Annotated in this window: 12 protein-coding genes; 8 read left to right on the plus strand and 4 right to left on the minus strand. The window is 69.0% G+C overall.

Going from position 1 to position 14,948, the window contains the following annotated elements; translation table 11 throughout:
- Nucleotides 1-22: 22 nt before the first annotated feature.
- Together glmS and glmU are read right to left on the minus strand one after the other, a co-directional pair.
- Nucleotides 23-1,858 carry a glutamine--fructose-6-phosphate transaminase (isomerizing) gene (gene glmS, locus HUA75_RS24790; protein ID WP_141649119.1) on the minus strand — a complete coding sequence of 612 codons (1,836 nt, stop codon included), beginning with the start codon at nt 1,856-1,858 and terminating at the stop codon, nt 23-25.
- Nucleotides 1,859-1,967: 109 nt separating this feature from the next.
- Complete coding sequence (glmU, locus tag HUA75_RS24795) at nt 1,968-3,377, minus strand: bifunctional UDP-N-acetylglucosamine diphosphorylase/glucosamine-1-phosphate N-acetyltransferase GlmU (protein ID WP_220137960.1); 1,410 nt, start codon at nt 3,375-3,377, stop codon at nt 1,968-1,970.
- A 551-nt stretch (nt 3,378-3,928) separates the two neighbouring features.
- Between glmU and ggt the strand changes: the two genes are divergently transcribed.
- From ggt to HUA75_RS24810, 3 genes are all read left to right on the plus strand, one after another.
- The gene (gene ggt, locus HUA75_RS24800) at nt 3,929-5,638 is read left to right on the plus strand and encodes a gamma-glutamyltransferase (protein WP_174487900.1); all 1,710 of its coding nucleotides are present in this window, start codon (nt 3,929-3,931) and stop codon (nt 5,636-5,638) included.
- 4 nt (nt 5,639-5,642) lie between these two features.
- Nucleotides 5,643-6,425, plus strand: a complete 783-nt coding sequence (locus HUA75_RS24805) for a TatD family hydrolase (RefSeq protein WP_174454768.1) — start codon at nt 5,643-5,645, stop codon at nt 6,423-6,425.
- Between the two features lie 333 nt (nt 6,426-6,758).
- Nucleotides 6,759-8,654, plus strand: coding sequence for a M3 family metallopeptidase (locus tag HUA75_RS24810; RefSeq protein WP_174487901.1), 1,896 nt, complete (start codon nt 6,759-6,761; stop codon nt 8,652-8,654).
- 111 nt (nt 8,655-8,765) lie between these two features.
- Here the strand turns inward: HUA75_RS24810 and HUA75_RS24815 are convergent, their stop codons facing one another.
- Nucleotides 8,766-9,044: a hypothetical protein gene (locus HUA75_RS24815; RefSeq protein WP_141642683.1), complete on the minus strand. Its 279-nt coding sequence runs from the start codon at nt 9,042-9,044 to the stop codon at nt 8,766-8,768.
- A 296-nt stretch (nt 9,045-9,340) separates the two neighbouring features.
- On the opposite strand from HUA75_RS24815, the gene HUA75_RS24820 reads away from it, so the two are divergent.
- From HUA75_RS24820 to HUA75_RS24835, 4 genes are all read left to right on the plus strand, one after another.
- Nucleotides 9,341-9,583 carry a hypothetical protein gene (locus tag HUA75_RS24820; RefSeq protein WP_141642684.1) on the plus strand — a complete coding sequence of 81 codons (243 nt, stop codon included), beginning with the start codon at nt 9,341-9,343 and terminating at the stop codon, nt 9,581-9,583.
- A 141-nt stretch (nt 9,584-9,724) separates the two neighbouring features.
- Complete coding sequence (locus HUA75_RS24825) at nt 9,725-10,102, plus strand: response regulator (RefSeq protein WP_141642685.1); 378 nt, start codon at nt 9,725-9,727, stop codon at nt 10,100-10,102.
- Between the two features lie 71 nt (nt 10,103-10,173).
- Nucleotides 10,174-10,992: an ABC transporter ATP-binding protein gene (locus HUA75_RS24830; protein ID WP_141642686.1), complete on the plus strand. Its 819-nt coding sequence runs from the start codon at nt 10,174-10,176 to the stop codon at nt 10,990-10,992.
- On the plus strand, nt 10,989-12,644 hold the full coding sequence (locus tag HUA75_RS24835; RefSeq protein ID WP_174454767.1) for a hypothetical protein: 1,656 nt from the start codon (nt 10,989-10,991) through the stop codon (nt 12,642-12,644). Before HUA75_RS24830 ends, HUA75_RS24835 begins: the two co-directional genes overlap by 4 nt.
- A 66-nt stretch (nt 12,645-12,710) precedes the next feature.
- On the opposite strand, the gene HUA75_RS24840 is transcribed toward HUA75_RS24835, so the two are convergent.
- Nucleotides 12,711-13,958 (minus strand): VWA domain-containing protein, encoded by a 1,248-nt coding sequence (locus HUA75_RS24840; protein ID WP_174487779.1) that lies wholly within the window; start codon nt 13,956-13,958, stop codon nt 12,711-12,713.
- A gap of 278 nt (nt 13,959-14,236) precedes the next feature.
- Here HUA75_RS24840 and HUA75_RS24845 point away from each other — a divergent pair, with 278 nt between their 5' ends.
- Complete coding sequence (locus HUA75_RS24845; protein WP_174466611.1) at nt 14,237-14,941, plus strand: hypothetical protein; 705 nt, start codon at nt 14,237-14,239, stop codon at nt 14,939-14,941.
- Nucleotides 14,942-14,948: the final 7 nt, after the last annotated feature.

Below are 14,948 nucleotides of genomic sequence, written 5' to 3' on the forward strand. Positions count from 1 at the left end.
GTCAGGGACGCTCGAGCGGCGGCTACTCCACCGTCACGCTCTTGGCGAGGTTGCGCGGCTGGTCCACGTCATTCCCGCGCATCTCCGCCACGTGGTACGCGAGGAGCTGGAGCGGAATGGTGGCAATCACGGGCGCGAGCAGCGCGCACGCCGCCGGAACCCGGATGACGTGGTCGGCGAGCCCGCCCACCTGGTCGTCGTCCTCGTCGATGACGGCGATGACCTTGCCGCCGCGCGCGCGGACCTCCTCGATGTTGCCGATGATCTTCTCGTAGGCCACGTGCGGCTTCTTCGGCGCGATGACCACCACCGGCATCTTCTCGTCGATGAGCGCAATCGGGCCGTGCTTCATCTCGCCACCCGCGTAGCCCTCCGCGTGGATGTACGAAATCTCCTTCAGCTTCAGCGCGCCCTCCAGCGCCACCGGGTGCATGGGGCCGCGGCCGAGGAAGAGGAAGTCCTGCGAGTTCATGAACTCACGGGCCACGCGCTTCACGGCCGGCTCGCACTTGAGCACCTCTTCAATCATCTTCGGGATTTCCGTCAGATGGGTGAGGTGCTCCTGCGCCGCCGCCACGGACAGCGTGCCGCGCATGCGGCCCAGCTTCACCGCCAGCAGGTAGAGAGCGACCAGCTGCGTGGTGAACGCCTTGGTGGACGCGACGCCAATCTCCGGACCGGCGTTGGTGAGGACGGAGAACTCCGCCTCGCGCGTCATCGCGCTGCCAATGACGTTGCAGATGGCCATCGCCGTGGCCCCGCGAGCCTTGGCCTCCTTGAACGCCGCCAGCGTGTCCGCCGTCTCACCCGACTGGCTGATGGCGATGGCCAGGTGTGAGGACTCGACAATCGGGTCGCGGTAGCGGAACTCGCTCGCCAGCTCCACTTCCACCGGGAGCCGCGCCAGCGTCTCAATCATGTGCTTGCCGGCCACGCCCGAGTGCCACGACGTGCCGCACGCCAGGATGGTGATTTTCGTGAGCGAGCGGACCTTCTCGGGCGTCATGTTCCAGCCCTCGAAGTGGACGTCGCCCTCGGTCAGGAGCATCCGGCCGCGCAGCGTGTCCGCGACGGCGCGGGGCTGCTCCCAGATCTCCTTGTGCATGAAGTGCTTGTAGCCGCCCTTCTCCGCCATCATCGGCGTCCAGTCGATGCGGCGGGTGGCGCGGTTCACCGGCTGACCCTGGCGGTTGAAGATGTCCACCTTGGCGGCGGTGACGATGGCCAGGTCACCCTCCTCCATGTAGACGATGTCGCGCGTGTGCTCGAGCACCGCGGGCACGTCGCTGGCGATGAAGTTCTGCCCCTCGCTCAGCCCCAGCACCATGGGCGACGCGTTCTTCGTGCAGACGATGCGGTGGGGGTCCGTCGCGCTCACCACCGCCAGCGCGTACGTGCCCTTCACCTGGTCAATGGCCCCGCGCACCGCGTCCGGCAGCTCCTTGCCGGCCTCCAGCTCATCCGAGATGAGGTGGGCGAAGACCTCCGTGTCCGTCTCCGACGAGAACACGTGGCCCTTGGCGCGAAGCTGCGCCTTCAGTGACAGGTGGTTCTCGATGATGCCGTTGTGGACCACCGCGACGTTCTTGTACGTGTGCGGGTGCGCGTTCTCGTCCGAGGGACGGCCGTGCGTGGCCCAACGGGTGTGGCCAATGCCGATGTTGCCTTGCGGCTGGTCCGCCACCACCCGGTTCTCCAGGTTGCGCAGCTTCCCCGTGGCGCGCACCACGTTGAGCTGGTTGCGATTGACCACCGCGACGCCCGCCGAGTCATACCCCCGGTACTCGAGCTTCTTGAGCCCGGACACCAGGATGGGAGCCGATTCCTTGTCACCGACGTAACCAACAATCCCGCACATATTCAGACCTCTCTCTCACGCCCACGCCCGCCGGAGCAAACCGAGGGATACCCATACTTCTCTGGGAGTGGCTGTCAGGCCGCTCCCCAAGCAAGAGCCACGCCCGCGCTCAACCGCCCTTCGCCGCGCGGCGCGCCTTCTTCGCGGCCACCCAGCCTTCCTTCGTCACCTGTGGCGCGCGTGACACAGCGAGGCTGCCGGGCGGCACATTTTTCGTCACCGTGGTGCCCGCCCCCACGTAGGCGCCGTCCCCCACCTTCACGGGAGCGACGAGCTGCGTGTCGGAGCCGATGAAGACGCCGTCTCCCAGCTCCGTGAGGCTCTTGTTCACCCCGTCATAGTTACAGGTGATGGTGCCCGCGCCCACGTTGCAGCCCGCGCCAATCTTGGCGTCACCCAGATAAGTCAGGTGGTTGGCCTTGGTCCCCTTGCCGATCTGCGCCTTCTTCGTTTCCACGAAGTTACCCAGATGCACATCCTCGGCCAGCTCCGTCCCGGGACGCAGGCGAGCGAACGGGCCAATGACGTTCCGCACGCCGACCTTCGCCTCCTCCAACACGGAGTAGGGCTTGAGCACGGAGCCGTCCGCCACGGTGGAGGCGCTCACCACACAGCCGGGGCCGATGGTGACGTTCTCCCCCACCACGGTGCCCGCCGTCAGCACCACTCCGGGGCCCACCTCGCTGTCGGCGCCCACCACCACGTCCTCTTCGATGAAGGTCGTGTCGGGGTCCAACAAGGTGACGCCGGCGCGCATGTGCGCCTCGTTGATGCGGCGCTGGAGCACCCGCGCCCGCGCCGCCAGCTCCACCTTGTCATTCACGCCCGCGGTCTCCGTGGCGTCCACGTCCACGGTGCCCACGCGCCCCTGCTTCGAGGCGAGCTCCACCAGGTCCGTCAGGTAGTACTCGCCCTGCGCATTGTTCGGTTTGATTTCGGCCAGCGCCTTCCAGAGGAAGGCCGCGTCGACGGAGTAGATGCCCGCGTTGCACTCCTTCACCGCGCGCTGCTCGGCGGTGGCGTCCTTCTGCTCCACCACCCGCACCACCCGACCCCCCTCGCGAAGGACGCGGCCGTAGCCGGTGGGGTCGTCGAGCATCGTCGTCACCATCGCCAGCACCCCGCCCGCCTCGTCGTGCGCGGCGAGCAGCGCCGCCAGCGTCTCCCGACGGAGCAGGGGCACATCCCCGTACAGGATGAGGACCCGGCCGGAGAACCCCTTCAGGGCCTCTTCCGCCGAGCGCACCGCGTCCGCCGTCCCGCGCTGCTCACGCTGGAGCGCGAAGCGCAGGGGCGCGTCCGGAAACAACGCCCGGACTTCCTTCTCCACGCTCTCCGATTGATGGCCCACGACGGGCACCACCGTGGAGGCGCCAAGCTCGAGCGCTCGCTTGAGGGGATATGCGCACAGGGGCTTTCCGAGGATGGCGTGAAGGACTTTCGCCTTCTTCGACTTCATCCGCGTGCCCTTGCCCGCACACAACACCACCGCCGACAGAGCTGTCATGCGGCGGAGAATTAGGGACAGGGAATCGAGTCGTCAACCGCGCGAGGCTCCGAAGTCTCGGAGGTGTTGTCAGGTCGCGGCTTCGCGCTCACGGCCACGCACAGCGCGTTGCTCTTCACCGTGATTCCGAAGCTCGGCTTGAGAAAGAGCGTGACCCGCCCCGAGGGCGGAACAGACCCGGACCGGGTCGGTTTCTCAGGTGTGACCGGTGCGCTCATTTGCTCCCCCAGTCGCGACTCATGACCGGGGAAGGATGCACCCTCTTGAAAAACAATCCAAGAGGAAAATTGTTGCTGAGTTGAAATCATGGTCCGGTGCGGACAGTTCGTGCATACCGGGAGAGGTGTAGTCGGTGCGGCGCCCCCGAGTCCCGGCCCCCAGGTGTGGGTGAGTGTCCGCCGGGTAACACAACATCCGCGACGAAGGCCAGCCACAAGGTATTGATTGCGCCCCCAGGAGGGGACTTTCCCGTGAACGACACGAGCTTCGAGAAGCAAGCCCCGCGCACGAGCGCGAGGGTGCTGGAGGCGACGGTGCGAGGGCTGGCGGTGGCGCTCGTATTGATGGCGTGTGTGGCGCACGCGGCGCGGCCGTACCGGGGCGGCGCGGTGGCCACGGCGTATCCGCCGGCCAGCGAAGCGGCCTTGAAGATGCTCGACAAGGGCGGCAACGCGGTGGACGCGGCGGTGGCGGCGGCCTTCGTGGCGGCCGTCGTCGGGCCGTACCACTCGGGGGTCGGCGGAGGCGGCTTCGCGCTGGTGCACGACGCGAAGTCCGGCGCGACGCGGGTGCTGGACTTCCGCGAGGTGGCGCCCAAGGCGGCCACGCGGGACATGTTCCTGAAGGACGGCAAGGTAGTGCCGGGGCTGTCCACGGACGGCGTGCTGGCCGTCGCCGTGCCGGGCGCGGTGGCGGGATATCTGGAGCTGCTCAAGACGCACGGCACGCTGCCTCCGTCCGTTGTCCTGGCGCCGGCCATCGAAGCGGCGCGCAAGGGCCTGTGGGTGACGCCGCGCTACCGCAGCATGGCCGAGGGCCGGCTGGAGTGTCTGCGCAAGGACCCGGAGGCCACCCGCGTCTTCCTCGTCAAGAACGAGCAGGGCGAACACGTCGTCCCGCCCATCGGCCACCTGCTGCGCCAGCCGGACCTGGCGCGCACGCTCACGAGCATCGCGAAGAGCGGCCCCAAGGGCTTCTACTCGGGCGCGGTGGCCAAGGGCATCGTCGACACGGTACAGGCGGGCGGTGGTGTGCTCACGATGGAGGACCTGGCGTCCTACAAGACGCGCAAGCGCGAGCCGCTGGAGGGCAGCTACCGCGGCCACCGCATCCTCACCATGCCTCCGCCGAGCGCGGGCGGCGTGGCGGTGCTCCAGGTGCTGGGCGCCATGGAGCAGCTGCGGCCCCAGGGCTTCGGCTTCAGGGACCCGGAGGCCCTGCACCTGTACGTGGAGGCGCTGCGGCGCGCGTACGTGGACCGCGCCAAATACCTGGGGGACCCCGACTTCGCCGACGTGCCCACCGCGCGGCTCATCTCCAAGGGGCACATCGCGGACCTGGCGGGCTCCATCGACCCGAAGAAGGTGACGTCCAGCCTGGCGCTCCTGCCCCAGACGGCGGGCACGCAGGGCTCCACGCTGACGGACAAGCCCGTGACGCTGACGCCGGAGCCGGAGCGCAAGAACACCACGCACATCTCCGTCGTGGACAAGCAGGGCAACACGGTGGCGCTGACGGCCACGGTGAACTACGGCTTCGGCTCGTGCGTCGTCGCCAAGGGCACCGGCGTGCTGCTGAACGACGAGATGGACGACTTCGCCGCGCAGCCCGGCGTGCCCAACGCGTATGGACTCGTCACCGGCGAGCCCAACGCGATTCAGCCCGGCAAGGTGCCCCAGTCTTCCATGTCGCCCACGCTGGTGTTCTCCAAGGAGGACCCCAAGCGCGTCATGCTCGCGGTGGGCAGCCCGGGCGGGTCCACCATCCCCACCACCGTCATCCAGGTCATCAGCAACATGGTGGACAGCGGCATGGACGTGGCGCGCGCGGTGAATGAAGGCCGCGTCCACCACCAGTACCTGCCGGACGAGTTGTGGGTGGACAAGTGGGGCCTGGAGCCGGCCACACTGTCGGCGCTGGAGGCCAAGGGGCACAAGGTGCGACGCGTGGACCAGTGGGGCGACGCGGAGGCGGTGTTCATCGACCCGAAGACAGGACTGCGCTTCTCCGCGAGCGACCCGCGCAACGAGGGCCTCTCCCTGGGACAGGATTGAGACCGTGCCCGAGCCCCTGCCCATCTTCGACGCGCACCTGCACCCGGAAGGCCTGAGCGATCAGGACCTCGAGTCGATGCGTTTCTTCGGAGTGGAGCGGGCGCTCGTGGTGGCGCACCACTTCCCGGAGCCCACGTCCAAGGCCCTGCTGCGCCACTTCGACGACGTGGTGGAGCGGCAGCTCCCCCGGCTGGAGAAGGTGGGCATCCGCGCCTATGCCGCCCTAGGCGTCCATCCGCGCTGCATCCCCCGGCGCGGCCTGTCGGAGGTGCTCTCCGCGCTGCCCGACTACTTCCAGGGCGGCCGCGTCGTCGCCCTGGGAGAGACGGGGCTGCACGCGGGCGGAGAGGAAGAAGAAGAGGCCTTCCTGGAGCAGCTCGCGCTGGCGCGAAGCCTCAAGCTGCGCGTCGTCGTGCACACGCCCCTGGCGGACAAGGAGCGCCACACGCGCCGCATCCTGATTCTGCTGCGCCAGTCCGGCGTGCTGCCCTCGCGCGTGCTGGTGGACCACGCCACCGCGCGCACCGTGCGCACCATCCTGGAAGTGGGCCACTGGGCCGGACTCACGCTGCACCCGGAGGCACTCGCCGCCGAGCGCGCCGTCGCGCTGGTGCGCAAGCTGGGCAGCGAACGACTGGTGCTCAACTCCGACGCCGGTGACGGCGCCGGTGACATCCTGGGCCTGGCCCGCGTGGCCAACCTGCTCTCCAAGGCCCGCCTCTCCGAACGCGTCGTGCGCCGCGTCGCCCGGGACAACGCCGCCCGCTTCTTCCAGGTGGGCACCTGAGCCACACACGTCTGTGCCGCCCTTCACACCGACTCACACTTCAGGGCAGGTCGATTCACTTCCTGACTCCAGTCGGGTTGAATTTTTGCAACAAAAGACACCCCAATCCGTCCTCATTGGCGAGAGCGCATACGGGGAAGCCCCAGGCTCCGCCGCTGCTTTCACACTCCGGTTCGGGAGGGCCCTTTGCGTTCCACGTTCGTCATCGTCGCCGCCGTCATGTTCGTGGGGTGCGGGGGTGCGTCGACCCGGCCCTCCGTTCGCACGGGCGACACGCGGGGGGCGCCCGCGCCGGAAGCCGGCCGTCTGCTCGCCGCCACACCCGAGCGCTTCATGGAAGCGTGTCGGCGCGACATCCAGGAGGCCCGTGGCGCGGTGGCGCGACTGACGGCGCCCGGCGCCCGGCGCCTGGCGACCCATGCCCTGCTCACCACCTATGACGACGCCGTGGCGCTCCTGGACGACGCGGTCGGCCGGTCTGGCATCGGCGCCAACGTGCACCCGGACGGCGCCTTCCGGGCCGCCGCGGAGCGGTGCGAGCAGGCCGTGGAGCGGGTGCGCACGGACATCTCGTTGGACCGCCGCGTCTACGACGTGCTGGCCTCGTTGGAGTTGGAGGGTCAGGACGCGCTGACCCGTCGCTGGGTGGCGCGGGTGCTCAAGGGCTTCCAGCGCGCGGGCGTGGACCGGGACGAAGCCACGCGGGAGCGGGTGCGCGTGCTCCAGGAGGAGCTCATCGTCCTGGGCCAGGAATTCAGCCGCCACATCCACGAGGACGTGCGTCACCTGGACGTGGCCCCGTCGGCGCTGGCGGGCCTGCCGGAGGACTACGTCCGCGCCCACCCGCCCGGCCCCGATGGCCGCGTGCGCCTGGCCACGGACTCCTCGGACCTGGGGCCCTTCATGACGTATGCGCGCGACACGGCCGCGCGCGAGGCGCTGTGGCGCCTGGGACGGCGCCGGGGACATCCGCGCAACCTGGACACGCTCGCGCGGATGCTCCAGGCGCGCCACGCGCTGGCCACGCTGCTGGGCTACCCGAGCTGGGCGGCCTACGCGGCCGAGGACAAGATGGTGCGCCGACAGCAGGTGGCGGCGGACTTCATCGAGGAGCTGGCCGCCGCCGTCGACGGCCGCATGCGCGGGGAGTACGCCACGCTGCTCGCGCGCAAGCGTGAGCAGGTGCCCGACGCCACCCGCGTGGAGCCCTGGGAGCAGGCGTGGCTGGAGGACCGGGTGCGCGCCGAGCAGTACCGCTTCGACTCGCGCGAGCTGCGGCCCTACTTCGAATACACGCGCGTGAAGCAGGGCGTGCTGGACCTCACCGCCAGCCTCTTCGGGCTCACCTACCGACGCGTGCCGGACGCCCCCGTCTGGCACCCGGACGTGGAGGTCTGGGACGTCTACGAGGGCACCGAGCGCCGGGGCCGCTTCTACCTGGACATGCACCCGCGCCCCGGCAAGTACACCCACGCCGCGCAGTGGGACCTGGCCATGGGCCGCGCGGGCAGGTCCCTGCCGGAGGGCGTGCTGACGTGCAACTTCCCCCGCCCCGGCACGCGGCCCGCGCTGCTCCAGCACTCCGAGGTGCGCACCTTCTTCCACGAGTTCGGCCACCTGCTGCACCACGTGCTGGGCGGCCGCGCCCGCTGGGCCGGGCTGTCCGGCACGCGCACCGAGGTCGACTTCGTGGAGGCCCCCGCGCAGGTGCTGGAGGAGTGGGCCTGGAGCGTGGAGTCACTCCAGCGCTTCGCCCGCCACATCGACACGGACGCGCCGCTGCCCGCCGACCTCATCTCCCGCATGCGCCGCGCGGACTCCTTCGGCAAGGGGCTCTGGGTGCGCCAGCAGCTCTTCTACGCCGCCGTCAGCCTCAACCTGCACGCCGGCAACCCCGAGGGCACCGACTCCACCGCGAGCGTCCTGGCGCTCCAGGAGCGCTACCTGCCCTTCCGCGCCGTCAACGGCACGTACGCCCACCTCGCCTTCACCCAGTTGGATGGCGACTACTCGGCGCTCTACTACGCGTACCTCTGGTCGCTCGTCATCGCGAGGGACCTGCTCACGCCCTTCGAGGAGCACGGGCTGATGGACGTGGAGACCGCCCACCGCTACCGCGACACCGTGCTGGCGCCGGGGGGCTCCAAGGACGCCGCGGACCTGGTCCGGGACTTCCTCGGCCGGGGCTACGACTTCGGGGCGTACTCGCGCTGGCTGGAGGGTCGCTGACGCAGCCCGCCGGGGGCTGTAAATTCAAAGGGCCCCGCGATGTGAATCGCGAGGCCCCTTGTGTTGTGAATCCGTCAAACCCGCACCGGCGCGCTCACGGGGAGCGCGGCATCAGTGCACGGCGGGTACGGATGCGGCCACTTCCGGCTGAAGGGTGATGGCCTGCGCGTCCGGATCCAACCGGACCTGCACGGGCACGCCCTGGTAGCGGTACTGGGCCAGGGAATCCGCCGCCCCGTCGAGGAGGAGCTGGTAGCGCTCCTCGAGCTCCACGGCGATCAGCAGCATCGTCTCGCCAGCGTCCGCCACACCCGGGCGGTACACCTGGCACCGCTGGAACCGCGCCCAGCGACCGTTCTCCATCTTCACCAGCTCGCCGTCGTAAGCCATGCGCGTCTCCTCCGCAGCAATGAGACGAGAAGCAATGTAAGGACGAATTAACTCGATGTCATCCCCCCACTTGAAAATTCGTTAAGCCCTTTGAATTCCCGTGGGTTACACGACAGTTCCGGGGCTGGAGAGGGTGTCGCCGGCGAGGTCTGCTCAAAAATGTAAATTTGCCAGCCGGTCAATCCTGTCAAGGGAGCGAGGTGGCGCCGAGTCCGAGGCCGGGACAGGTCCCTGGGGGGCGGAAGGGGCCCCAAGGGCGGTGGCGCCTGACGGCGGGGTCTCCTAGATTCGGAGGGATGAAGTTGCCAGGGCTGTTCCGCAAAGAGCGAACCACCATCGCCGCCGCCGACGCCCAGGACCACGCCGAGAAGCTGCTGGCGGAGTCCTTGCGCCTGCTGGGACAGGTGTGCACGAAGGTCGCGGACGCCATCGAGTCGCAGCGGTTGTCGCGCCAGGGCTATGCGCACAACACGTATCTGCGGCGGACGGACCACGGGGCAGACGGGTCCGGAGACCTGGAGAAGAAGCCCCAGGAGTAGCCGCGAAGCGGGTTGCATCGCGAGGGTGGTTGGCTGTTGAAAAGTGGGGCGCCCCCTTCCGGAATGAACTCCCCGTTCCCATCTTGCCGCCCATAGAATCCCGCGGTCCGAGACGCCGCAGCTCCCCTCTGAGGCCCTGCCATGTCCCACATCCTGGTCGTCGATGACGACGCGAGTCACCGCACGCTCATCTGCGATGCCCTCGAGGAGATGGGTTACCGAACCGTTCAGGCCGCCAACGGCCGCGAAGCGCTGGACCATCTGGAGGGCGACATGCCCGCCGCCGTGTTGCTCGACCTGCGCATGCCGGTGATGAGCGGGTGGGGACTCCTGGACGCGCTGAAGAAGATGCCGCGTGCCCGGGGGCTGCCCATCATCATCATCTCCGGCTACGGCTTCGAGTGGGAGGCGGAGCTGGTGGGCGCGGCCGGCTACATCTCCAAGCCCGTGGACCTGGACAAGGTGCGGATGACGGTGCAGCAGATTGTCGGCCCGCCGGAGATGGCCTTCGTCCACTGAGGATTCCGTGCCCGGCGCGCCGGGTGGGGATTGTCGCCGGGGGCCGGGCTCGGGTGTGATGGCGTCACTTCATGACGCCCTCCCCTTCCGATGACCTCGCCGTCGACGCGCGCGGGCTGATCAAGCGCTTCGGTGGCTTCACCGCGCTCAACGGCCTGGACCTCCAGATACCCAAGGGGGCCTTCTATGCGTACCTGGGCCCCAACGGCGCCGGGAAGTCCACCAGCATCGCGCTCCTGACAGGCGTGTACGGCCCCGACGCGGGCTCCATCCGCATGCTCGGCGTGGACGCGGTGCAAAAGCCCATGGAGGTGAAGCGCCGCGTGGGCGTGGTGCCGGAGGAGCTGAGCCTCTTCGAGCGGCTCACCGGCCGGCAGTACCTCACCTTCTGCGCGCGCATGTACGGCCTGGACGGCGACGAGGCCGGGGCGCGGGCCACGGAGCTCCTGGAGCTGACGGAGCTGACGTACAAGGCGGGCTCGCTCGTCTCCGAGTACTCCAAGGGCATGCGGCGGCGGCTTGCCATCGCCGCGGCGTTGATCCACGCACCGGAGCTGGTGTTGCTGGACGAACCCTTCGAGGGCATCGACGTGCTGGCGGCGGGCGTCATCCGCGAACTCTTGCGCGAGCTGAGCCGGCGCGGCGTCACGCTGCTGCTCACCACGCATGTTTTGGAGATCGCGGACCGGCTGGCCACCCACGCGGGCATCATCCAGGCCGGACGCATGCTGGACCAGGGACCGGTGTCCTCCTTGCTCCAGCGCTACGACTGTTCTTCGTTGGAGGCGGTGTTCGAGAAGCTCATCGCAGTGCCGTCGTCGCGCAACGCGCGGCTGTCGTTCTACGGCGAGGCCCCCGCTCCCGTCGTCCCGCTGCGGGAGCCGGCATGAGCCGCCCCGCCGTTCCCGGCTTCTTCCGGCACCTGTGGCTGTTGTGGGGGCTGCGCTTCAACATCGGGTTGAACCAGGGGCCGGGCAAGAGCCGCCTGCTCGCGGTGGGTTCGTTCGTCGCGTCGAGCGCGCCGGGCCTGTTCTTCGGCCTGTTCTTCTTCGCGCTGATGCGGCTCAAGCCCGTCGTGGAAAGCGACGTCTGGCCCTACTTCATCCTCAACCTGCTGTGCTTCGTCACCTTCTCCGTGTGGGTGACCTGGCCGCTGTTGTCCGCCGGCGTGGATGACCACTCGGAGCTGAGCCGGTACGCGGCGTTTCCGATTTCTCCCTTCCGCCTGCTCATCGCCTCCACGGTGGCCAGCCTCTTCGAGCCGCGCGCGCTGGTGTTCTACGCGCCGCTCACGGGCGCCGCGCTGGGCTTCGCCTCCGTCTATCCCTTGTGGGCACCGTGGCTGGCGGTGGTGCTCTACGTGCTGTTCGCGTTCCTCTGCGCCGCGTGGAGCCGCGTGGCGCTGTACGCCGTCATCAACGTGCTGCGAGAGAAGCGCAGCGCGGAAATCATGGGCGGCGGCCTGCTGGCGTTCCTCATCGCCGCGTCGTTCATTCCGCCCATCGACACCTCGTGGCTGACGGCGGTGGGCGAGGACGGCGTGGACGCGCTGGACATGTCGCTCATCATCAACGCGGCGGTGGCGCTGGGCCGCGTGCCTCCGGGTTTCTTCGGAGACGGCCTGGGGCAGCTCGCCTGGTTCCGCCCGCGCGTGGCGATGGCGGAGGCGTTGGGCCTGCTGTTCTTCGCGGCCGTGGGCATGGCGGTGGCGTACGCGCTGCTGATGCGCTTCCACCGGCAGTCGGGCCGCGCGGGGCCGCAGATGAAGGACGCGAAGGACAGCAACCCGTTCGAGCGCACGCGCACGCGCTTCTCCACGCTGGTGACGCGCGAGGCGCTGGACTTGTGGCGCAACCCGCGCGCGCGCCTGCTCGCGTCGGTGCCCTTCATCCTGGCCATCCTCCTGAAGCTCCTGTCCGGGCGGGACTTGTTCGTCTTCCTGCTGGGTCGCTCCGCGGACGCGTGGCTGATGGGCGGCCTGTGCATCTATGGCGCGGTGGTGATTGCGTCGACGTTCTCCCAGAACACCTTCGCCTATGACGGACAGGGCTTCGCGGCGTTCCTCGCGGCGCCGTTGGACCTGGCGGACGTGCTGCGCGCGAAGAACCAGGTGCAGGCGGCGGCGGCGCTCGGCATGGCGCTGATGGTGGCCGTCTTCTACCGGGTGTACTTCGGCTTCGGGACGGCGGTGGACATCGCGTGCGCCCTGGCCGCGGTGCTGGGCGTCGTGCCCGTGTTGATGGCCGCCGGCAACTTCCTATCGCTCTATTTCCCGGTGAAGTTCCACGCGAGCCTCAAGCGGCGCGACAAAGTGCCGCTGACGGCGTCCATGCTGGGCATCGTCGCGGCGAGCGTCGGCTGCATGCCCTTTGGCTGGGCACTGAAGCTGGCGGGGAAGGACGGCCCTTCCTGGCAGTCCGCGGCGATGATTGCCCTGTGCGCGGGCCTCAACCTGGTCATCTACCGGGGCTCGCTGCCCCTGGCGCTGCGCCTGCTGGACCGGCGCCGCGAAGTCATCCTCCAGGCGGTGACGCGCGAATAGCGAAAAGGGCCGTGGCCGCCTGGGAAGGCGAACCACGGCCCCTGGGTGTCTCGAGCGAAGCGCGGCTCAGTACGCCACGCCGTGCCTGGCGGCCTGGGCCTTGACGCCCTTCATCACGTTGGCGTCGAAGGCGTCCTCCTTCTCCGGACGGTTCTTCGCGAGCCACGCCTCGCGCTCGGCGGCGAGCTTGGACGCCTGCGTCTCCAGGTCCTTCTTCTCGTCGGCGAGCTGCTTCACCTTCTTCGCCCGCCCCTCCACGCTCAGACCCTTCAGCTCCGAGGGCAGCTCGTCGTCACGCACGCTCGCCAACGCCGCGGGCGCGGAGACCAGGTCCACCGCTCCGCCCACGGCCTTGGGCGCGCTGCTCGGCGCGGGCGCACCGGGCGAGCCGCTGCCGCTCGTCTTGCGCATGTAGCTGATGCGCTCGGCCGCGGCCTCCGGAGCCAGCTCCGCCATGGCCTCGGCTCGGGCCTTGTTCGCCGTCTGCACCTCCGCCTTGCCGGTGTAGAGCGTCTTCGACGCCAGCGCCGAGTTCACCTTCGCCAGCTCCGCGTCATACGGCGTCGCCACCGCCACCATGCCGCCCGACTGGTCGATGGAGTCGAACGTGCCGTCCGTCAGCTTCGCCACGTACTTCCACGCCGCCTGCGTCTCCTCGTCCGAGCCGCAGCGCACGGTGTTCACCACGATGTGCTGCTCGCGGGCGCGCTTCGCCCAGTGCTTGAAGTCCCAGTCGTCGTTGTGCTTCGCCGGAGGCGCGTCGCCCACCAGGAAGATGGCCTTCATCACCGACCGGTCCTGGTTCCACGACAGCTTCGACACCGCCTCGCCCAGCCCCCGGCCCACGTGCTCGGGCGTGTCGCCTCCGCCGCCCGCCTCGAAGCGCCGCAGGTTCGCGAACACCGTGTCCAGGTCGTCGCTCAGGTCGAACCGCTTCGTCACGTAGTCGTCCCCCACGTCGCGGTACGCCACCAGGCCGACCTTCAGGTGCGGCGTGGGCCGGCCCTGCGCGATGCGAGACGCGATGGAATAGATTTTCGCCTTCGCGCCCTCCAGCAGGCCGCTCATCGAGCCCGTGGTGTCGAGCACGAAGACCACCTCGATTTCAGGGCGGGGCGCCTTCACCTTCGCGTCCTGGGCCGGAGCCTCCAGGGTGGGCTTCACCGCCGGGGGCTGCTCCTGGGAAGGCTTCACCGCGGGGGGAGCCTTGCCAGGCCGCACGGGGACGGCGGACTCGGCCAGGGCGGGGGCAGCGGACAAGCTGGTGGCGAGCGCGGCCGACAGCACGGCCCGCGACAGGGACTTGAGGTCCATGAAGTACTCCGGGAATGGAAGGGGTCTGTTCGTCTCAGTGAACGAACCACCCCGCCCGAAGTTCTACGTCCCCGACACGAGGCCTCCGGTCCCCACACCTCGCCCCAAGGAATGTCCGGCCCCAGCGAGGGTTGGACGTCGTCACTTTCCCCACGAAGCCCCTCACGTCTTTTCCAGAGCGCACGGCCGGTGTCGCTCCGCGCACGCTGGCCTTCCAGCCGGCTTGCCCGACGGAGACGGGGGTTTCATGCTGCGACGACCCCGGGAGATCCACGACCATGATGCCCGTCATCCGCCGAAGCCTCTTCATCCTCGGCTGCCTGTTCGCCGCCTCCTGCAACAGCAACTCGCCTTACTACCGGGTCCAAATCACCGCGCCTGAAGCGGTCAGCCTCATGCCAGGTGAGTCCGCGCAGTTCGACCTGACGCTGGACCGCGTGGGAGACCAGCCCGGAGAGCTCCGGGTGAATCTGGAGTCCCAACCCGACGGCATCACCCTCACGCCAGAGGTCGTGCTCCCCGAGGGAGAGACGACCATCACCACGCCCGTCACCGTCGCCGTCGCCCAGGACATCCAGGTCACCGGCACCCAGCGGATGCTGCTGCTGGCAACGGACAGCGTGAAGGACTTCGCGTCGGGCGCCACGTTCTACGTCGTCGTCCTTCCGCCGACCGTGGCGCAGCCAGACTTCTCCATCACCCTGGAGCCCCGGCAGATCACCGTGCTCGCGGGCGCGAACGAGTTCGTCGGAGTCACGGTGAACCGGATTGCCCCGTTCGCCGGTCCGGTGACGCTCACCGTCGAGTCGCCCACCCGGAGAATCTCCGCCCAGCCCGTGGTCGTCGCCGCGGACCAGACCACCGTCAACTTCCTCATCTACACGCAGAGCAGCCTCACGCGACTCCCCGTGCCCATCACCGTCATCGCCACCAGCGAGGACGGACGCCAGGCCAAGACGGGCCTCACGCTCAACATCCGCTAGTCGGAGG

This window comes from Myxococcus sp. CA040A (genome assembly GCF_013336725.1).
Taxonomy (GTDB): Bacteria; Myxococcota; Myxococcia; order Myxococcales; family Myxococcaceae; genus Myxococcus; species Myxococcus llanfairpwllgwyngyllgogerychwyrndrobwllllantysiliogogogochensis.